Origin of the sequence: Terriglobus sp. ADX1 (assembly GCF_036877645.1) — a bacterium.
In the GTDB taxonomy this organism is placed as follows: Bacteria; Acidobacteriota; Terriglobia; order Terriglobales; family Acidobacteriaceae; genus Terriglobus.
Genome location: NZ_JAEDXV010000025.1, coordinates 26,066 through 45,686, shown reverse-complemented (window position 1 = coordinate 45,686; position 19,621 = coordinate 26,066). Strand labels below are relative to the sequence as shown.

Genomic DNA, 19,621 nt, shown 5'->3' with positions numbered 1-19,621 from the left:
CACCCGGAGGCCCACCGCGCATGGAGCATACGCCGCCCGATCCAGCCCAGATTCACGCCATGATGATGGCGATGATCCCCTTCATCTTCTTTGGCATGCTCGTTGTCTGGGCAATCGTCATCGTGCCTTTCTGGCAGATCTTCAAGAAAGCGGGCATGACGCCTGCTCTTTCGTTGCTGATGATTCTCCCTTTGGTGAATCTCATCATGCTGTATGTGCTGGCCTTCTCGCGCTGGAACGTGATTCCGGCGGGCCCGGAATATCCGCCGTATCCGCCACCGTACCCGCCCCAGCCCGGCTATGTTCCGCCCGCGGCATACACCCCGCCGCCAGCCTACCCACCCCAGCAGCCACCCTATGTGCCGCCACCAACCGACACCAACCCAACAGCATGACCAAGTTGTTCCCGCCGAAACGGTAGAATCAACGATGGCATGACATCCGAATTCATCAATAAAGCGACGGCGCCAGTCCGCGTCCGTATCGCACCTTCGCCAACCGGCGACCCGCACGTCGGCACGGCTTACATCGGCCTGCTCAACTACCTCTTCGCCCAGCAGCGCGGCGGCAAATTCATCCTCCGCATTGAGGACACCGACCGCACCCGTTTCGTCTCCACCAGCGAGCAGATGATCTTCGACGCCCTGCGTTGGGTCGGCCTCCAGTGGGACGAGGGTCCGGACGTCGGCGGCCCCGTTGGCCCCTATCGCCAGAGCGAACGCACGGAAATCTACCGCGAATACTGCCAGAAGCTCATTGACAGCGGCCACGCCTACCGCGCCTTTGAAACGCCGGAAGAACTGGAAGAAGAGCGCAAGGCCCAGATGGCCGCCAAGACCGCGCCCAAGTACAACGGCCCCAGCCGCTACTACACCGCAGAGCAGGCCGAAGCTGCCATCGCAGCAGGCAAGCCCTACACGGTGCGCCTCCGCGTGCCAAACGGCGAAAAGGGCCCCGGCGTCTCGTCGACCACCTTCCGCGACGAACTGCGCGGCGACATCACCTTCGACCACCACAACGTGGACGACCAGGTACTGCTCAAGTCTGACGGCTATCCCACCTACCACCTCGCCAACGTCGTCGATGACCACCTGATGGGCATCACCGACGTTATCCGCGCCGAGGAGTGGATCAGCTCCACGCCCAAGCACGTGCTGCTCTATCAGGCCTTCGGCTGGGAACTGCCGCGTTTCTGGCACATGCCGCTCCTTCGCAACATCGACAAGAGCAAGATCAGCAAGCGCAAGAACCCCGTCTCGCTCATCTACTACCGACAGGCCGGCTTCCTGCCGCAGGCGCTCCTCAACTATCTCGGCCTCATGGGCGGCGGCATGGCCCAGCCCACCGAGCAGGAAATCGTCAGCAAGGGCCTCGACATGAAGCTCTCTGACATCTTCTCCATCGAAGACATGAAGGAGAAGTTCGACTTCCAGCGCATCTCGCTCGGCGGCCCGGTCTTCGATCTGGTCAAGCTCAAGTGGATGAACGGCGAATACCTTCGCAAGCTATCGCCAGACGAGTTCTTCACCGCACTGCGCCAGACCATCCTCAGCGACGACTACATCAAGGCAATCGCGCCGCTCGTGCAGACGCGCATTGAAACGCTCGGCCAGTTCGGCGACATGACCGGCTTCTTCTTCGCCGACAACATCATGCCCGCACCGGAACTCTTCGTTCCCAAGAAGCGCACGCTGGAAGAAACGCTAGCCTTTGCTACGGATCTGCTCGCCGCTCTGGAAACCAGCGACTGGAACACCGAAGCCATTGACGCAGCCGTCCGCGCAACTCTTACCGCAAAGGAATGGAGCGTCAAAGAAGGCTTCATGCTGCTCCGCGCCATCCTCACGGGCAGCACGGCGTCGCCGCCGCTGCTGGAATCACTGGTCGTCTTCGGCAAAGCGCGTTCGCTCGATCGCTTCCGCCGCTTCATGGAAGCACAGAAGAAGGCCGCTGCACTGGCCAACCGCGGAAAGTAAATGCTGCATGTTGCTGTTCGTAGTACCGCGGCGAACAGCAACATGCCTGCACCACGAATCACAAACGAAAGTAGCTGATCTTTCGGAAGCACAGGGCTTCAGTCCTGTCGTCGAAGCGCTACAAAGAGGGGCGGCTTTAGCCGCTGAGGGAATGCGAATGCTAACCAGCGAAGCTCATACGACCAAAGGTCGTCATCCTGAGCGAAACGCAGCGCAGCGAAGTGCAGTCGAAGGACCTGCATTCCTCTCCCCCCGCTACCACTCTTCAGCAAAACCACAGCAATACCTCTTGCTGCTTTTCCTGCTGCTATCGCTCACCGGCTGCGGCTACCACGTAGCAGGTTCGGCCACGCACGTACCCGCCAACGTCCGCACGCTGGCCGTGCCCGTCTTCAAAACCAACGTGCTGCAATACCGCACGGAAATTGCCCTGACTGACGCAACCATCCGCGAACTCAACACCCGCACGCGTTATCACATCACGTCATCCGACGATCCGGAATCCGCCGACGCCACGCTCACAGGCACCATCCTCACGGAAACCATCGCACCGCTCACCTACGATCCCAGCACCGGTTCCACGTCCAGTTACCTCATCCAGGTCACGGCAAAGATCGTGCTCACCGCGAGCGACGGCCACGTCCTCTACCAGAACGACAAGCTCAGCTTCCGCGAGCAATATCAGTCCACACAGGACCTCAGCGCCTTCATTCAGGAGGACAGCGCCGCCGTCCGTCGCCTCTCACGCGACATGGCCAGTGAGATCGTCGCTGACATCCTGAACAGCTTCTGAGTTTTATCCACGTATTCCACAGCGTCGCGTCGTTGATTCCTGCACAGGATTCGCAGCACAAACAGCCTTAATCTCGTCGAAAATAGATACCAGTGCCGCCGTTACGTTCATTTGCATCCACAGATCGCTTCCTCGCCCAACTCGGCACCGCTGAGATGCGACCGGGCTACGTCCTTCTGGGCGATGAGACCTTCCTCTACGAACGCGCGCGTCAGGGCGTCCTCGAAAAGCTCGTCCCGCAGGACCTTCGCGACTTCTGCCTGCACGACCTCGAACTCGGCACCGAAACCACCATCTTTGAAGCGCTCGACCTCGCACAGACGCCATCGCTCATGGCACCCTTCCAGGTCATCTTCGTGCGCGGCCTGAAGACGCTATATGGTCGCGGCGCAAAGAAGGAAGAGTTCGCAGCACTCGATCGCTACTTCCAGTCGCCAAACCCGCAGGCACTCATCCTCTTCGTAGCCGATCACCTCACGCTGCCCACGGACCTTCGCCGCATGGAACGCGAAGATAAAGATCGCTACGACCGCATCAAGGAAACTCTCGGCGATCACTGCGGCATCGTGGAACTGCAAAAGGTAGAAGAGGGCGACGCTGCACGCTGGGTCATCGGCACCGCGGAAGAACGCAGCGTCAAGTGCGACCCCGAAGCCGCACGCGAACTCGTCGACGCGCTCGCCGTGGACATGATGATCATCCGCAGCGAGCTGGAAAAGCTGCTGCTCTACGTCAGCGCGCCCGTCCGCGAAAACAACCTCGATGCAACACACTTCGGCCACATCACACTCGGCGACGTCGAAACGATGGTGCTCGCAGCTAAGCAGCGTTCACTCTACGAACTGACTGACGCGCTTTCGCAACGCGACCGCCCACGCGCACTCTCGCTGCTGCACGGCCTGCTGCACGCCAGCGACGGTGGCGAAGACTCCGCCATCGGCCATCTCTACATGCTGGCGCGCACCTATCGCCAGATGCTCATCATCCACGAGAAGAACGTGCGCGACTCGCGCGCCATCTGGCAGGTGCTGTGGCAGGGCTTCCGCATGCCGCCCTTCGCTGCGGATGTGCTTATCCAGCAGGCCCGCCGTTACAAGTCGCGCCGCGAAATCTCCCGCGCCATGCGTCTTATCGCCCGCGCCGACATCGAATTACGTAGCGGGCCTGTCGACAAGACACTCGTGCTCGAGCGTCTCATCCTCGACCTCGCCACCGAACCGCGCAACGGCGTCTTCGCTGAATCCGCGCAGTTCGCATTGGAGATGTAAACGTTGTACGAAAAGCCGATTCAACTTGCAGAAGGCTCCTTCGACGCCATTCTCTTTGATTGCGACGGCACACTCGTGGAGTCTGCGCCTGCATGGCATCTCGCCATCACCAACGCGCTGCACCCGCACTCCGCAGCCATGCCACGCGAATGGTACTTCGAGCGCCTCGGCCTCTCCCCCGCCGATCTCATGGACGACTACGAAACAGCCATCGGCGCACTCAACATCACACGTGAAGAGTTCTTCCATCGCTGCACCACCGGCTACCGCGAAGCCGCACACGCACTGGAAGAAGTCACTATCGTCGCGGACGTGGCACGCGCATGGCAGGGCAAAGTCCCCATGGCCGTCGTCACCAACGCGCAACGTGTCGCCGTCAATGGCGCACTCACCGCCACCGATCTCATCGGATACTTCAACACCATTGTCAGCATTGAAGACGTAGAACGCGGCAAGCCCGAACCGGACATCTACCTCAAAGCCGCCGAGCGCCTCAACATCGCCGTCGCCCGCTGCCTGGTCCTTGAAGACTCGAACGAAGGCCTCACCGCCGCCCGCCGCGCAGGCATGCAACACATCGACATCCGCAACCACTGGACCCCACGCTGGAAGCGCAAGTAGCTTCTCAATCGCATCAGCATAAGTGGTCATTCTGAGCGAAGCGAAGAATCCCAGCGGACTCGAACGCGCCACAACCGCGCGCCCCTTCCAGCCACAAATCCAAAACCAGCTTCGCGAAAGCGAAGCTCACACGCACAAAGTGCGTCATCCTGAGCGAAGCCGAAGGACCTGCATTCTTCTCGCACCACTACAATTTCGCGGGAAGCCAAGCAAGCCTCAACAACTCATCTTCACTCGCCGCACAGGCGTATCCAACCCTTTCACCGCAACCCCATCCCCAACCCACGGCTGACAATCCGGGCACCAATAAGTAGACCGAGCACCAGTCCCCTGCTTGCGATACTCAATCACCCCGCCGCAGCGACGACACTCCAACCCACGCCGTCCATACACCCAAAGCCGATCTTCCCTGCGAGTACTGTGCGTTGTGCGACGCTTCCCGGTATAGGTAACAATCCCCTCACCCGAACCATCCGCCACGTTCGCCTTCATGTACCGCTGCGCAACATCAGCCATCTGCCGCATCTCGTCATCGCTGATCGTCTTCATCGCACGAAATGGATGCACCCTCGCAGCAAAGCAAACCTCACTCTTATAAACATTGCCCAGCCCGGCAATCACGCGTTGATTCAACAACACATTCGCGATCTCATCCTCAGGATGCGAAGCCGCACGCGCCTTCAACGCGGCATAACCAATATCCGCGTTATACCCCTCTGACAAAACATCCGGCCCAAGCTTCGGCACACTCGACTTACGCGCAAGCGAAGCAGCGGTATGAAACTCCGCTACCGGCACATTAAAAGCAACCGCCTGCCACCCATCCACCTCAAGCAACACACGCATCGCCTTCTTAGGCATCCACCACTTCTCACCCGTGCGATAGATATGCCACGAACCACTCATCAACATGTGCGTCACAAGAATCAGATCGCCAGAGAGATAAATCAGCAGCCACTTCCCCCGCGCCTCCACCTTCTCAATCAAACGCCCAACCAAGGGCCGGTCATCATGCACCGCAGCCAACTGCGCATATCCCGTATCGAACTTCGTGACATGCTTCCCCACCAGCACCTTCGCAAGCGCCCGCGCAGAACGATAGATGGTATCCCCTTCAGGCATTATGGTTGTACCCTTACTCAAATCAACTTAGAGACTTAGATGCGAATTTATTCGGCTAGCGATTGCCAGCACTGGCTACAAGAACGGAATCGAACGTTGCCTGATGCAACAAACGGAACTCCATCTATTCGATTCGCCACGCAGGACCACCGTGCATTTGCCATGGCGAGCTGGATTGCAAGTCATCTCACATCCAATGAACCGGTCCTGCTATGGATTACGGAATGGGGTATTTGGCCTTCAAGCGAAAATTGGCATGCTTACTATGCCTTAAGACAACTTTCGAGTGACAAGCGTTTACTGCATGAAGCACCTGGCCACCTATTCCTCAATTTCGAAATGAATGAGTTCGCCAGCATCCTGCAGCTAGCCTTATTGAATGGTTGGGGCGGCTACATCTTGTCACATTCAAACGCTGTAAATGCGTTTTTTAGCCATGATGAGTACATCGAATTCTTTGCGGAAAGCGAAAGGCACTTAGTTGACATCAAGGCTAATTTCAAAGATCAGCCTTAATTACTACTGACACCAGAAGACAACGACAGAGGTGGCAAATTGCGCCGTAAATTAAATCCCATCGGGGCCGCCTGAAACCCCGCATCCAGCAACACACGCGCCATGGGATGCTCCGCAACATTCACACCATTGATCGTCTGCACAAACATCCCGGCAGCGGCGCGTTCCGATTCATGCGTCTGCGCCATCACCACAAAATAACGAGCCAGCGCACGCATCACCTGCCCACGTTGCGGCTCTTCCTCCGGCAGAAACACCTGGATATTCGCATTGCCACGACGCAAATAAGCCACCAGCGCACCATCCGCTAAAACCACACGCGCGCCCACACTTCGCTGCAACGAAACACCCTCACCCGCCGCAGGCCAACGCAACAAAGCACCATAAGGATTCGCAGGATCGGTCGCAGCCAATACCACCATCTCCGGATCACTATCCAGCCGCTTATTCCGCAACGACCGCAACAGATCCAAAGCTGCAGGCAAAGCAAACTGCGTAGCCCCAAGCTCTGCCGCAAAGTATCCGCGACGCACCTTGCCACTCTCTTCCAGCGCCTTCAACACGTCATACACCGCAGAGAAACCACCCGGCAGATTCTCTGCATGCGCCGTCTCGCGGAACACCACACCATACCGCTGCAACAACTGTTGAGCTTCTGCATGCGACCACTCCGTCGCATTGCGATTCACCGCACCAAAGGCTGGATGCAGCACCCACCGCCCCTGTGCTGTTGGCGGCGTTGTTCTACGTGAACGAAACGCTGCCTGCTGATTATGCACACGACGCGCAGGCTTCCGCGCACTCGACGATTCACGATTCGTATAAGCCCGCAGCGCCTGCAGCGAATCATTCGTAATCGCGCCGCGCCACACCAGATTCCAAAGCGCCTCAATCGTCTCATTTTGAAATCCGCCACCCGTGCCATCATGCACATTCTGAAAGAACGAAGCACCATGCGCACGCAGATACTCAATGATTCTCTCTTCGCGCTCCCACGTATGACTTCCGCCTTCAATCACAGCAGCAGCTTGCTGCGTATTCACAGCAGGCCACAGCAGCGGCAACTTCTCCGCAAGATACAAACCCACACGCCCATCGCGTTCGCCAATCGGCTCAAACCCGGCCCACGTCACCTCACCCGCAGCAATCAACGTATCCAGATCAGCAGGCCGATAAGTCGCTATGCGAGCAGGCAGTATTTCCGTCTCCAGCAATGACGCAGGCAGCGGCGCACCCTGCAGATTCTCAATCGCATCCAGCAGCGCATCCAAGCCACGCCGCGGCGTCAGCACCCCTTGCCAGTGCGTAAACAAACGCGCCAGCGTCTGCTGTTCCACCGGCTCCACTTCTTTGCGTAACTTGGCTAACGATCTCCGCCGAATGGTGCGCAACACCTCCACATCGCACCACTCGCGCTCCTGACCTCCGGGACAGAATGCGCCTTCCACCACACGCCCCATCCCCACCAGCTTCTGCAACACAGCCTCAACTGTCTCCACCGGCACTTCAAATCGCGCAGCCACCTTCGCTGTGGTGAACGGCCCATGCGTACGACCATAGCGCCGAATCAAATCGGTAATTGCATCTGCAGAAGGTTCAAGAAAAGCAGTCGGCAATCCGGGCGGCAGCGGAACCCCCAACGCATCGCGATAGCGCGCCGCATCCTCCACCGCAATCCATCGCTTCTCTCCACCAATGCGCAACTCCAGCGCACGACGCGCCTTCGCCAAACGATCCAGCGTAATCACCACCTCAGGCGAAACACACCGTCGCAACAACTCCGCACGACTCAAATCACCCAGCCGCAGCAGCATGTCGTGCACGCCATCCATCGTGCGCGCACGATAGTCATCCGCCAGCATCTGCAACTGCTCTTCCGTCTCTTCAATCGCATTGCGATCCAGCAGTTCGCGCAGATCGGCGTCGCCCATCAATTCACGCAACTGGTCCTGATCAATCGCCAGCGCCTGCGCCCGTCGCTCAGCCAACGGAGCATCGCCGTCATAGATGTAGTTCGCGACATATGAGAACAACAGAGCCGAAGCAAACGGCGAAGGTGTGCGCGAATCTACAGTGTGTACACGAATCTGCCGCTGCTCAACATTCCTGAGAATCTCCGCGAGCGCAGGCATGTCAAATACATCACGCAGACACTCGCGATACGCCTCCAGCAACATCGGAAACTCCGGATACCGCGCCGCGACACTCAACAAGTCATACGCGCGCTTCCTCTGTTGCCACAACGGAGCACGCCCATCCGCACGCCGACGCGGTAGCAACAGCGCACGCGCAGCAGCCTCACGAAACTTCGCAGCAAACAAAGCAGTCGAACCCAGCTGCCGCTGCACAGACTCCACCGCCTCCTGCGCTTCAGGAAAGAACGGCTCCACATCCGGCGCATTATCCGCTTCAGGAAAACGAACAACGAAGCCATCCTCGCTCCACATCGTCTCCACATCCGCCGCGCCCGCCGCACGAATGCGGCCCTGCACCGCCATCGCCCACGGCGCATGCACACGCGAACCGAACGGAGTCATCACGCACACGCGCCAATCACCAAGTTCATCGCGCACGCGTTCCACAACAATCGTGCGATCATCCGGCACCTGTTCCGTGGCTACTTCTTGATCCGCCAGGTAACGCATTACATTTTCCGCAGCAAGCTGATCCAGATCATGCTCACGCGTCAATCGCGACACAGCAGCAGCACGCGGCATATCGCGCAACTCACGAATCAACGCACCAATGCGCCGCCCAAACTCCAACGGCCTACCCGCTTGATCGCCGTGCCAGAAAGGCATCTTCCCCGGCTCACCTGGTGCAGGTGAAACCAACACGCGATCATGCGTAATTTCATCAATGCGCCACGTACTCGCGCCAAGAACAAACGTCTCACCGGTGCGCGCCTCGAAGACCATCTCTTCGTCCAACTCACCCACACGAATCGGCTTCGATCGCTCACCAGAAAGAAACACACCATACAAACCGCGATCCGGAATCGTTCCGCCATTCAGAATCGCAATCCTCTTCACACCCTGCCTCGGCGTCAACCACTGCTTCGTCCTGTCCCACGTAATACGCGGACGCAGCTCTCCAAACTCATCCGACGGATATCGCCCCGCCAGCATATCCAACACACCATCAAACACCTGCGTGCTTAAACCCGCATATCCACTGCACGAACGCACCATGCGCAACAACTCGTCATACGCAATTCCCGGCGACTCATCCTCATCACTGCGAAACTTCTTCATGCGCCGCTCTGCTTCCACAACAGGCAAAGGAGGATGCGCAATGATCGCCACCATCTGCTGCGCCAACACATCCAGCGCATTGCGTTGATAGCGCGTGCTCTCCACATGCCCTTCATGCATCGCACGCGTCACCGCGGCACACGCGATCAAATCCGCACGATACTTCGGAAAGATAATGCCCTTCGAAGGCGCGCCCACCTGGTGCCCCGCACGCCCAATGCGCTGCATCCCACTCGCAACCGAAGGCGGCGCTTCAATCTGAATCACCAGATCCACCGCGCCCATATCAATGCCAAGCTCCAGTGAAGAAGTAGCCACCAGCGCACGAATCTCGCCAGCCTTTAACAACTCTTCAATCTCACTACGCTGCGATGCAGCAAGCGAACCATGATGCGCACGCGCAATCGGCTCACCCGCAAGCTCATTGATCGCGCCAGCCAGCCGCTCTGCAATACGTCGCGCATTCACAAACAAAATCGTCGATTGATGCGCACGAATCAGTTCCAACAATCGCGGATGAATACTCTGCCAGATGCTCGTTCGCTTCGGCCCCTGCGAAGCTGGCCCACTCGGCGTCTCCTGAATCTCACCAAGCTTCGCCATATCCTCCACAGGCACTTCCACGGTCAACTCCAGCCGCTTCCGCGCTCCCGCATTCACAATCGCCACAGAACGGTAACGAATCCCACCAACTGCACTCTCATCTTCGCCACGAATAGAACCATCGCCCAGAACGTCGCTGACTTGCTGACTCGCTGACTTGCTGACTCGCTGCCCTTCCGCACCACCAAGAAACCGCGCCACCTCTTCCAGCGGCCTCTGCGTTGCAGACAATCCAATCCTCTGCACCTTACGCCCGGTCAACGCCTCCAACCGCTCTAGCGACAGCGCCATATGCGCGCCACGCTTCGTCGGCACCAGCGCATGAATCTCGTCAATGATCACCGTCTCAACGCTGCGCAGCGCCTCGCCCGCATTGGAAGTCAGCAGTAGATACAACGACTCCGGAGTAGTAATCAGAATCTCGCCAGGATGCTTGCTGAATCGCGCGCGTTCATTCGCAGGCGTATCACCCGTGCGCACACTGATCTCAGGCGTATGCACCGTAACGCCCATGCGCTGCGCCATATTCGCAATGCCCTGCAAAGGCGATCGCAGATTACGCTCCACATCCACGGCCAGCGCTTTCAGCGGCGAAATATAAACAACACGCACGCCCTCTGAAACCGGCGCAACAGCAACCTTGCGCCCACGCTTGGCAACTTCTGAAACAGGGGCAGCAACACGAGGCTGCAACATCAACCGATCCAGACACCAAAGAAACGCCGTCAATGTCTTGCCCGTACCGGTAGGTGCAAGAATCAACGTCGAATCACCGCGCGCAATCGCGGGCCAGCCCTCTCGTTGTGGCTGCGTTGGCCCTTCAAACACCGCACGAAACCACGCCGCCGTCACCGGATGAAACAACTCCAGCACCGAGTCATCCGCACTCGTCTCGGCAGGGTCCACCACCTGCACCGATGCCTCAACATTCTCCGGCTTCGTCGGTTGCTTTCGTTTCGTTGCTGTTTTCTTAGCGGGCATATCTGGCAGCATGTTAGACGCGCAGGTGCCCCTTCGCGCCGCATCGCTTGCAACCTTTCGCGCTTGGGTTTAGCCTCAGCAATCTATGTCGCTGGAAAACAAATCCGCAAACCTGGACGAAAGCGGCATCCGCAGCCTGCGTGAACAGGCCGCCCACGCCGCCAAACATGCCTATGCCCCCTACAGCCACTTCCACGTAGGCGCCGCACTGCTATTGGAGGACGGACACGTCATCACCGGCTGCAACGTGGAAAACGCCAGCTATCGCCTCACCACCTGCGCTGAACAAGCCGCCATTGCACGCGCCGTGGTCGAGCGCGGTGCACACATCCGCATCGTCGCCATGGCCGTCGCCAATGAAAACGCCACCATCGCATGCCAGCCCTGCGGTGCCTGCCGCCAGACCATCGCAGAATTCGCAGATCCCACCTGCCGCATCTTCTTCCCCGGCGAACACGGTGAACCCGGCGAATGCACCTTAGCCGACCTACTTCCCGCATCTTTCAACGCACAAAGCCTGCAACACACAGCATCCAAATAATTATGAGCATTCATCCCATCGACGTCATCCTGCACAAGCGCGACGGCCACGAACTCTCCGAAGCTGAAATCCGCAGCTTCATTGCTGGTGTCGTCGATGAATCCATCACACCCGCGCGCATCGCATCGTTGCTCATGGCCATCTTCCAGCGAGGCCTCAGCCCTCGCGAACTCGCAACACTAACCGACGCCATGCGTCGCAGCGGCGAAGTCTTTGACTCCGCGTTCCTCAATAAATTCACCGTCGACAAACACTCCACCGGCGGCGTTGGCGACAAGAGCTCTCTACTCATCGCACCCATCGTCGCAGCAGCAGGCCTCGCCGATCCCATGATCAGCGGCCGCTCACTCGGACACACCGGCGGCACACTCGACAAGCTCGAAACCATTCCCGGCTTCAACACGCAACTCTCGCTCAAGCAGTTCGGCGAAATCATCCAGCAGTGCGGCTTCAGCATGATCGGGCAAACCAAAAACCTTGTCCCTGCAGACCGCATCCTCTACGCACTCCGCGATCACACAGGAACCGTCGAATCGCCATACCTCATCACCGCCAGCATCATGAGCAAGAAGCTCGCAGAAGGTCTCAACGGACTTCTGCTTGACGTGAAAACTGGCAGTGGCGCATTCATGAAAAAGTACGAGGACAGCGAGCACCTTGCACGCCTCATGGTCAGCACAGGCGAAGGCAACGGCACACGCACTGTCGCCCTGCTCACCACCATGGACGAGCCGCTCGGACGCTTCTCCGGCAACTGGATTGAAGTGTGGGAATGCATCGACATCATGAAGGGCGTGCACCATCCCATGTATGCCGATCTGATTGAACTCTCCGTCACACTCTCCGGGTGGATGCTCTATCTCGGAGGCATTAGCAGCAGCCCGGATGAAGGCAAAACAAAATCCCTCGCACTACTTCACGATGGCTCAGCCTTCACAAAATGGATTGAGATGACGAAGCTGCAAGGCGGCGACATCAAGCCCTTCGACAACCCCGCTGCCTTCCACAAACCAACAGCCACTCGCGTTCTCCACGCAGAGTCCGACGGCTATCTTGCCAGCATGGATTGCACACAGGTCGGGTGGGCGGTGCAGCGTCTCGGTGCAGGCCGAGAGAAACCAGGCGACCCCGTCTCAGCCCACGCAGGCATTGAAATGCACGCAAAAATAGGCGACCGAATCACAGCAGGTCAACCACTCGTCACACTGTTCACAGAAAACGTCGACCTGCTGGACACGCCAGAAGAAATGTTGCGAGAGACCATCCAGATTCAGCAGAAGCCTCCGGCGAAGCAGTCGCTCATCCGTCAGGTCATCACCGCAGACCGCACGCACTAAGCCTTGCTTACAGTCTCCGTAGCGCCATCCCAGTAACCGTGGTCACGTACAAAGTGGCTGCGGTTTCTGCAATTCAAAAGAGTCCAGAAAAACAGAAATACCATGCGCGCATGCCCTGTTCTGCGGAACCTGCGGTTCGATGTGTAGATACATCCATCCAACACAGAAAAGCGCAGCGGCGACACCTGCTTCGTCAGCAGAAAATCCTCAGCAAAAACAGCATCTTCTGCAAAGCCGCCAAGCTCGTGAAAACGACTGCGCTCAAACAGTAGAAACATACCCGTGCCAAACGGCATGCCCCAGGCGCTCAACCGCTGCATTCTGCTGTTGCCCCAATAAAGCAAGCGATCCGCCCACGTACCTTCCGCACATGCAATGTCCACGGTCTGGCAGTGCAGGCGTTGTTTTTGCATCGCAGCTACAGCGCGGCGCAGCAGCGTGCGATCACGCAACTCCACATCCGCATCCAGAAACAGCACATAGCGCGACGTGCTCTGTGCCGCTCCGCGATTCCGTCCCACCGAGGGCAATCCACCCTCAATCACGCGAATGTTCAGCAGGTTGTCATAGCTGCGTGCAATCGCAGCCGTGCCATCGGTCGAACCCGCATCAGCAACGAATACTTCCGTACCCGCCATAGCCGGATAATCCTGCTTCGCCAGCGAACTCAGCAGCGAAGGCAGGTGTCTCGATTCGTTCTTTGCCGGGATCACGATGGACAGTTCCGGGTTGATACTCATGGATCTGGACCCCCTTGCGGTCAATGGTCAAAAATGTGGCGCGTGTATCTGTCCAGCACCCGGAGTTGAAATACTCAATACTGTCTTCCGTACGTTGCATCGCCTCGTGCGTATGCCCGCAGAACACTCGGTCTGCGTGACCTTCCTTCGCATACGCCAGCGCACCTTCAGCAACCTTGTCCGTCAACCGCAACCAACTCGTACTGAAGCGATCAAACCAGCGAGACATCCGCTGTTCCTTACTATCCAGCCGCTGCGACAACTCGTAGAAGCCTTCAAAAAATCGGCTCAACAAAATATTGCGGTTAATAAAACGATCAAACTGATGACCATGCACCGCCAGATGCCGCTTGCCCGCGTACTCCCACACATAACGCTGGTACACCGGCACGCCAACCATGTGCGACATCAACTGCGACAACCCATGGTCATGATTGCCTTCCACCCAAACAATCGTGCGCCGTTGCTTCGGGTTCGAGAGCTTGCGGATACACGACAGGAAATCCCAGTGCTGTCGCTTCAATCGCGCAAAATCAAGACCGCTGAAGATATCACCCAACAGAATCAATTGCCGGAAGTCCACGCCTTCCAGCACGTCGATGGCTTCTTCCGCCCGGCTAACATCGGAGCCCAGGTGGACGTCGGAGAGGATGAGCGTATCGCAGGTCCGCACCATACCCCACCATCTTCCCGCACAGTTATTGCGGCATCGTGACCGCAGTGTGAACTATCCATGACGAGGAGTAACTCTCCAAACACCTCCTGCGCTGCATGAGAAGGTGTATCCCACTGGACCCCGTCGCCAATGTCAGAATCCACCGCTTCAAAAGTCTTTCGCTATTCCGGCATTGCCGTGGCCTTCAAAACCACGCTTGAGGTATTCACCAGGGTTAGCACCAACAACTCGCTTGAACGCCTTACTGAACGCAGCGTCGGACTCGTAACCCACTAACCGAGCAACGTCGATGAGTTTCTTGTCACGCTGTTTTAGTAACTGCATCGCCTTCTGCATCCGCCACTCGGTGACATATTCCAGCGGCGTTTGTCCAAGTAGCTCTTTGAAACGTGCTGCGAATGCCGAGCGGGACATGCCCGCCGCTGCGGCCAGTGATTCAACCGTCCAGGGTGCACTCACACTGTCGTGAATGGCACTCAGGGCAGTGCCCATCTGAGGATCAAAAACCGCACGAAGCCACCCTTTGTTACGTTCTGGTCCCGACGCGATGTGCGCCCGGAGCACCTGGATAAACAAAACCTCGGCCAGTCGAGTCGCGACCACTTCCGATCCCGGTGCCTGTTCTGCCATTTCCAAAGCAAGTGCCTGCACTGTGTTGTGAAGAGCAAGCGTGCGTGCCTCATCAGCTTTCATCAAAATGAAGCTCGGCAATAGCTGAGTGATCGGCTTCAGGCTGGCGTGATCAAAACTCAACGAACCACAGACGATGGTCGTCGGTGCGCCACCACCTCCACAAAGAGCAACGTTGCCGTTGGTCCTGGCCCCGATCTCGCTGAAACTCCACTTCGGACGTGTCCGAGGACTGTCGCGTAAAACAATCGAAGTCCCTTTTGCCAGCAAAAAGCAGTCACCACCGGTGAGCGGAATCGGCTCCGGAATCCCTGCAACACTCAGCCAGCAGTTTCCGCGAGAAAGCATCGCAAAGTGCGCCAAATCGTTGGGCAGCGTCATCTTCTTGCGGGAAAGCGTGACTTTTTCTTCGGCCTGATTTTCCTGTTTCACGCCCCACGGGGCTGTGGCTTCAAGCCTGTGCAGACCGAAAGCGGTCACATGCAGTGTTTTGAAGATGTCTGTGATTGGGTCCACTGGAGTTCCATTTCTTTAGACGAATAGACAAAATTTCTGGACTTATGAGCAGTTCCCGTCCATCTCTAAGGAAATCTACTCTCCTGTACGAATGCTACACATCTACCGAAAGGAAGTAATTATGGGAAAGCTTGAAGGTAAGGTTGCAGTCATCACGGGTGGGTCCAGCGGCATGGCACTGGCAAGTGCCAAGCGGTTCGTGGAAGAGGGCGCCTACGTTTTCATCACGGGTCGTAGGCAGGAGACGCTCGACGAGGCCGTCAAGCTGATCGGCCGGAACGTGACCGGCGTGCGCGGCGACGCGGCAAATCTCCAGGACCTCGACCATCTGTTCGATACGGTCAAGCGAGAAAAGGGCAAGATTGACGTCCTGTTCGCGAGCGCTGGCAGGGGCGAAGCACTGCCACTGGGTGAGATTACCGAGCAACACTTCGATGCCACCTTCGATCTGAATACGCGAGGAACGCTGTTCACGGTTCAGAAGGCGTTGCCGCTGTTTAACGATGGCGGATCAATCATCATGACCGGATCAGTGGCTTCGGTGAAGGGCTTTCCTGGTTTTGGTGTCTATGCGGCAAGCAAGGCTGCATTACGCTCATTCGCACGCACATGGCTAAACGAATTGAAAGGCAGGAATATCCGGGTAAACGTGCTGGGTCCGGGGCCGATTGCCACGCCGATGCAGGAAGAAGTGCTCACTCCGGAGGCGAAGAAAATGTTCGAGTCCCTGATCCCGCGGGGAACGATGGGGCAACCCGATGAAATCGCGACAGTTGCGCTGTTTCTTGCTTCAGACGATTCGAGCTTTGTGAATGGAGTCGAGTTGAATGTCGATGGCGGCTTCTCGGCCATCTGAAATCGGCGAATCTCGTGAATGCATCACAGCCAGGGCATTCACCGAGATTCGATAGATAACCTAAAGTGAGCCCTTTAGACGAGCTTTCCTTCGAGCCAGCAGGCTTTCGGAAAGTTCACCCCTAAAACTTATGAATCCTGAAACGCACTCCGCAATCTATACCGATGCGTACATTTCGACAGTTATCGAAATGTCGAAAGGATTAAACATCATGGGCAAGCTCGAAGGAAAAATCGCACTCGTCACCGGTGGCAACAGCGGTATCGGCCTCGCAACGGCAAAACGCTTCGTGGATGAGGGCGCCTACGTCTACATCACCGGACGCCGCCAAGCCTCACTCGATGAAGCAGTAAAGACCATCGGCAAAAATGTCACTGCCGTTCAGGGCGACGTTTCGAACCTTGCCGATCTCGATCGCCTCTTTGCCCAGATCAAATCCGAAAAGGGCAAGCTCGACATCGTCTTCGCCAATGCGGGCGGCGGCGAGTTCGTTCCCCTCGGCAGTTACACGGAAGAGCACTTCGATAAAACCTTCAACATCAACGTGAAGGGGCTCGTTTTCACCGTGCAGAAGGCGCTCCCTCTGCTGCCCGACGGCGCAACCATCGTCCTCAACGGCTCCATCGTCTCCGTGAAGGGCTTTGAAAACTTCGGTGTCTACAACGCCACCAAGGCTGCTGTCCGCTCCTTCGCCCGCACCTGGACGAACGAGCTGAAGTCCCGCAAGATCCGCGTCAACGTCGTCAGCCCCGGCCCCATCGACACGCCCGCCATCAGCGGTCTCGTCGGCAACGACTCCGAACAGGAGAAAGCGCTGAAGGCAGGTCTTGCAGCAGGCGTTCCTCTCGGCCGCATGGGTGAACCGGACGAACTCGCCAAAGCCGTCGTCTTCCTTGCTTCGGACGACAGCAGTTTCGTCGCTGGTGTGGAGCTCTACGTCGACGGCGGTTTCGTGGCCGTATAAACAATCCGTGAAAAGCCGGAGGCGATTTCCCCATCGCCTCCGGTACACTCTTTCTGCAACGCACCTGATTTGCAGCAGAGGAGGGCCCGCATTTGGCCCGCTTTACCGGACTCATTGGCCTTGTCGTTCTCCTTGGTGTCGCCTACGCCCTCTCCACCGATCGCCGCGCCATCCGTTGGCGCACCGTCGCCTGGGGCCTCTCCCTGCAAATCTTCTTCGCATTCCTCGTCATCAAGTGGAGCTTCGGCCAGCTCATCCTCGCCAAAGGCGCAGGCGCGGTAGCCGGTCTACTCGCGCATTCGGTCGACGGCTCATCCATGGTCTTCGGCAAACTCGGCGACCCCAGCAGCCCGCTCCAGGTCTTCGCCTTCGCCGTCCTGCCCACCATCATCTTTGTGTCGGCATTATTCGCGGTGCTCTACCACCTCGGCATCATGCAGATCGTCATCCGCGGCATGGCATGGGTCATGCAACGCACCATGGGCACCAGCGGTGCAGAATCAACCAACGTAGCTGCCTCCATCTTCATGGGCCAGACAGAAGCCCCGCTCACCATCCGCCCCTTCCTCAACAACGCCACCCGCTCTGAGTTAATGACCATCATGACCAGCGGCATGGCGCACGTCTCCGGCGGCATCATGGCGGCATACATCTCCTTCGGCATCCGCGCGCAGGATCTGCTCAGCGCCGTCATCATGACCGCTCCCGGCACCATCCTCATCGCAAAAATGCTCGTGCCGGAAACCGAAGTCCCTGAAACCCTCGGCACCGTTCACATCAAGAGCGAAGACGAACACAAAAACGAAAACCTCATCGGAGCCATCGCGCGCGGCACCATTGACGGCGGTCAACTCGCCTTCAACGTCGCCATCATGCTCATCAGCTTCCTCGCGCTCGTCGGCCTGCTCAACGGCATTCTCACCGGCATCCACAACCTCATCGGCGTGCACACGGTCGCAGGCCACAACGTCAGCTTCCCATCCACGCTGAACAGCATCCTCGGCTTCTTCTGCGCGCCCATCGCGTGGCTCATCGGCATCCCGTGGCACGACGCCCCCATCGTCGGCAACCTCATCGGCACACGCGCCGTACTCAACGAATTCATCGCTTACACACAGCTAGGCCAACTCGCCAACGCGCATCAGATCAGCACACGCACACTCGCCATTGCCACCTTCGCTCTCTGCGGATTCGCAAACCTCGGCTCAGTAGGCATGCAGATCGGCGGCATCGGCGCACTCATTCCCAACCGTCGCAACGAACTCGCCCGCCTCGGCATGCGCGCGCTCCTCGCCGGCACCATCGCAAACCTGATGAGCGCTTCCATCGTAAGCATGCTCATCCGCTAAGAGACGAGCCGTAAAGAAGAGATCACAAACAGCGAAGCTCAAACCGTCATCCTGAGCGAAGTCGAAGGACCTGCTTTTCTTATCCCGCTCTACGATTTCAAAGCGGAAACAAAAGGCTCTACACCCGTACCAAAACAACGGTGATGTTGTCGGAACCGCCTAGTTCATTCGCCAATCCCACCAATGCATCGGCGCAGCCCTGCAGATCACCGCGACCGCCTTCGTTCAGCACGCGCGCAATCATTTCATCATCCAGTTCGCGAATCAATCCGTCCGAACATAGCAGAAACAGATCACCCGGCATCAACTCGCAACGTATGAGATCCGGCTGCACTTCCACATGCGACCCCACGGCACGCGTAATGATGTTCCGCAGATGCGACATCGAAGCCTCATCCTCCGTCATCAATCCTGCACGCACCTGTTCGTCAACAAAGGAGTGGTCGTTGGTAAGCTGCTCCAACACACCAAGCCGTAGCCGATAGCAGCGCGAATCGCCCACATTCACAACCCACGCTTGCTGCAGGTCGCGGCCAACCTCCAACCCCACCAGCGTCGTTCCCATGCCACGCAACGACATGTCCCGATGCGACTCCATGAAGACAGCGTTATTCGCTTCCATGGCTGCTCGCTCCAGCCGCCAGCGTGCAGGCTGCACATCGCGTCCAAGCCGCGCTTTTTCCAAGAACACGCGCGCCGCCATATGCGACGCCACTTCACCGCCAGCAGCGCCGCCCATGCCATCGCACACCACGAACAGCCCCGCCATCTCGTCGGCAGCACAGGCATCTTCGTTATGTGCGCGACTGCGACCCACGTCCGTCAGCATCGCGTATTCCACGTGTAGCCTCCGGCTCAATCCTGCAATCCAATCCCTG

The 19,621-nt window shown here is 58.0% G+C and carries 17 protein-coding genes; 11 read left to right on the top strand and 6 right to left on the bottom strand.

Annotated features, from left to right (window positions below):
* Window positions 1-20 precede the first annotated feature (20 nt).
* The 5 genes from JAO32_RS15400 (at window position 21) to JAO32_RS15380 (ending at window position 4,658) form a co-directional block, all read left to right on the top strand.
* A complete protein-coding gene (locus tag JAO32_RS15400; RefSeq protein ID WP_334241971.1) occupies window positions 21-395 on the top strand; it encodes a hypothetical protein in 375 nt (124 codons plus the stop codon).
* Window positions 396-434: 39 nt separating this feature from the next.
* Window positions 435-1,976: a glutamate--tRNA ligase gene (gltX, locus tag JAO32_RS15395; protein WP_334241969.1), complete on the top strand. Its 1,542-nt coding sequence runs from the start codon at window positions 435-437 to the stop codon at window positions 1,974-1,976.
* Window positions 1,977-2,127: 151 nt separating this feature from the next.
* Window positions 2,128-2,769, top strand: coding sequence for an LPS assembly lipoprotein LptE (gene lptE, locus JAO32_RS15390; protein WP_334241967.1), 642 nt, complete (start codon window positions 2,128-2,130; stop codon window positions 2,767-2,769).
* A 92-nt stretch (window positions 2,770-2,861) separates the two neighbouring features.
* Complete coding sequence (holA, locus tag JAO32_RS15385) at window positions 2,862-4,037, top strand: DNA polymerase III subunit delta (protein ID WP_443082604.1); 1,176 nt, start codon at window positions 2,862-2,864, stop codon at window positions 4,035-4,037.
* A 3-nt stretch (window positions 4,038-4,040) separates the two neighbouring features.
* The gene (locus tag JAO32_RS15380; RefSeq protein WP_334241965.1) at window positions 4,041-4,658 is read left to right on the top strand and encodes an HAD family hydrolase; all 618 of its coding nucleotides are present in this window, start codon (window positions 4,041-4,043) and stop codon (window positions 4,656-4,658) included.
* Window positions 4,659-4,874: 216 nt separating this feature from the next.
* Here the strand turns inward: JAO32_RS15380 and JAO32_RS15375 are convergent, their stop codons facing one another.
* Window positions 4,875-5,780, bottom strand: coding sequence for an Fpg/Nei family DNA glycosylase (locus tag JAO32_RS15375; protein WP_334241963.1), 906 nt, complete (start codon window positions 5,778-5,780; stop codon window positions 4,875-4,877).
* A 39-nt stretch (window positions 5,781-5,819) separates the two neighbouring features.
* On the opposite strand from JAO32_RS15375, the gene JAO32_RS15370 reads away from it, so the two are divergent.
* On the top strand, window positions 5,820-6,296 hold the full coding sequence (locus tag JAO32_RS15370; protein ID WP_334241961.1) for a hypothetical protein: 477 nt from the start codon (window positions 5,820-5,822) through the stop codon (window positions 6,294-6,296).
* Here JAO32_RS15370 and JAO32_RS15365 read toward each other — a convergent pair.
* On the bottom strand, window positions 6,293-11,134 hold the full coding sequence (locus tag JAO32_RS15365) for an Lhr family helicase (RefSeq protein WP_334241960.1): 4,842 nt from the start codon (window positions 11,132-11,134) through the stop codon (window positions 6,293-6,295). The two genes, JAO32_RS15370 and JAO32_RS15365, sit on opposite strands and share 4 nt — an antisense overlap.
* 85 nt (window positions 11,135-11,219) lie before the next feature.
* On the opposite strand from JAO32_RS15365, the gene JAO32_RS15360 reads away from it, so the two are divergent.
* Window positions 11,220-11,675, top strand: coding sequence for a cytidine deaminase (locus JAO32_RS15360; RefSeq protein WP_334241958.1), 456 nt, complete (start codon window positions 11,220-11,222; stop codon window positions 11,673-11,675).
* Window positions 11,676-11,677: 2 nt separating this feature from the next.
* Window positions 11,678-13,012: a thymidine phosphorylase gene (locus JAO32_RS15355; protein ID WP_334241956.1), complete on the top strand. Its 1,335-nt coding sequence runs from the start codon at window positions 11,678-11,680 to the stop codon at window positions 13,010-13,012.
* Here JAO32_RS15355 and JAO32_RS15350 read toward each other — a convergent pair.
* From JAO32_RS15350 to JAO32_RS15340, 3 genes are all read right to left on the bottom strand, one after another.
* A complete protein-coding gene (locus JAO32_RS15350) occupies window positions 13,009-13,725 on the bottom strand; it encodes a glycosyltransferase (protein ID WP_334241954.1) in 717 nt (238 codons plus the stop codon). The genes JAO32_RS15355 and JAO32_RS15350 overlap by 4 nt on opposite strands.
* Window positions 13,622-14,428, bottom strand: coding sequence for a UDP-2,3-diacylglucosamine diphosphatase (locus tag JAO32_RS15345; RefSeq protein WP_334241953.1), 807 nt, complete (start codon window positions 14,426-14,428; stop codon window positions 13,622-13,624). The genes JAO32_RS15350 and JAO32_RS15345 overlap by 104 nt, the downstream gene beginning before the upstream one ends.
* A 147-nt stretch (window positions 14,429-14,575) precedes the next feature.
* Entirely contained in the window at window positions 14,576-15,574 is a 999-nt protein-coding gene (locus tag JAO32_RS15340) for an AraC family transcriptional regulator (RefSeq protein WP_334241951.1), read from the bottom strand.
* A 121-nt stretch (window positions 15,575-15,695) separates the two neighbouring features.
* Here JAO32_RS15340 and JAO32_RS15335 point away from each other — a divergent pair, with 121 nt between their 5' ends.
* The 3 genes from JAO32_RS15335 (at window position 15,696) to JAO32_RS15325 (ending at window position 18,743) form a co-directional block, all read left to right on the top strand.
* The gene (locus JAO32_RS15335) at window positions 15,696-16,430 is read left to right on the top strand and encodes an SDR family NAD(P)-dependent oxidoreductase (protein ID WP_334241949.1); all 735 of its coding nucleotides are present in this window, start codon (window positions 15,696-15,698) and stop codon (window positions 16,428-16,430) included.
* A gap of 211 nt (window positions 16,431-16,641) precedes the next feature.
* Window positions 16,642-17,394, top strand: a complete 753-nt coding sequence (locus JAO32_RS15330; RefSeq protein WP_334241947.1) for an SDR family oxidoreductase — start codon at window positions 16,642-16,644, stop codon at window positions 17,392-17,394.
* 92 nt (window positions 17,395-17,486) lie between these two features.
* The gene (locus JAO32_RS15325) at window positions 17,487-18,743 is read left to right on the top strand and encodes a NupC/NupG family nucleoside CNT transporter (RefSeq protein ID WP_334241945.1); all 1,257 of its coding nucleotides are present in this window, start codon (window positions 17,487-17,489) and stop codon (window positions 18,741-18,743) included.
* 118 nt (window positions 18,744-18,861) lie between these two features.
* On the opposite strand, the gene JAO32_RS15320 is transcribed toward JAO32_RS15325, so the two are convergent.
* The gene (locus JAO32_RS15320; RefSeq protein ID WP_334241943.1) at window positions 18,862-19,584 is read right to left on the bottom strand and encodes a Stp1/IreP family PP2C-type Ser/Thr phosphatase; all 723 of its coding nucleotides are present in this window, start codon (window positions 19,582-19,584) and stop codon (window positions 18,862-18,864) included.
* Window positions 19,585-19,621: the final 37 nt, after the last annotated feature.

Excerpts from the sequence above, each read along its gene's own strand:
- JAO32_RS15400 (WP_334241971.1), top strand. The coding sequence starts at position 21 with ATGGAGCATACGCCGCCCGATCCAGCCCAGATTCACGCCATGATGATG.
- JAO32_RS15335 (WP_334241949.1), top strand. The coding sequence starts at position 15,696 with ATGGGAAAGCTTGAAGGTAAGGTTGCAGTCATCACGGGTGGGTCCAGC.
- gltX (WP_334241969.1), top strand. The coding sequence starts at position 435 with ATGACATCCGAATTCATCAATAAAGCGACGGCGCCAGTCCGCGTCCGT.
- JAO32_RS15345 (WP_334241953.1), bottom strand. The coding sequence starts at position 14,428 with ATGGTGCGGACCTGCGATACGCTCATCCTCTCCGACGTCCACCTGGGC.
- JAO32_RS15370 (WP_334241961.1), top strand. The coding sequence starts at position 5,820 with ATGCGAATTTATTCGGCTAGCGATTGCCAGCACTGGCTACAAGAACGG.
- lptE (WP_334241967.1), top strand. The coding sequence starts at position 2,128 with ATGCGAATGCTAACCAGCGAAGCTCATACGACCAAAGGTCGTCATCCT.
- JAO32_RS15355 (WP_334241956.1), top strand. The coding sequence starts at position 11,678 with ATGAGCATTCATCCCATCGACGTCATCCTGCACAAGCGCGACGGCCAC.
- JAO32_RS15375 (WP_334241963.1), bottom strand. The coding sequence starts at position 5,780 with ATGCCTGAAGGGGATACCATCTATCGTTCTGCGCGGGCGCTTGCGAAG.
- JAO32_RS15360 (WP_334241958.1), top strand. The coding sequence starts at position 11,220 with ATGTCGCTGGAAAACAAATCCGCAAACCTGGACGAAAGCGGCATCCGC.
- JAO32_RS15365 (WP_334241960.1), bottom strand. The coding sequence starts at position 11,134 with ATGCCCGCTAAGAAAACAGCAACGAAACGAAAGCAACCGACGAAGCCG.
- JAO32_RS15330 (WP_334241947.1), top strand. The coding sequence starts at position 16,642 with ATGGGCAAGCTCGAAGGAAAAATCGCACTCGTCACCGGTGGCAACAGC.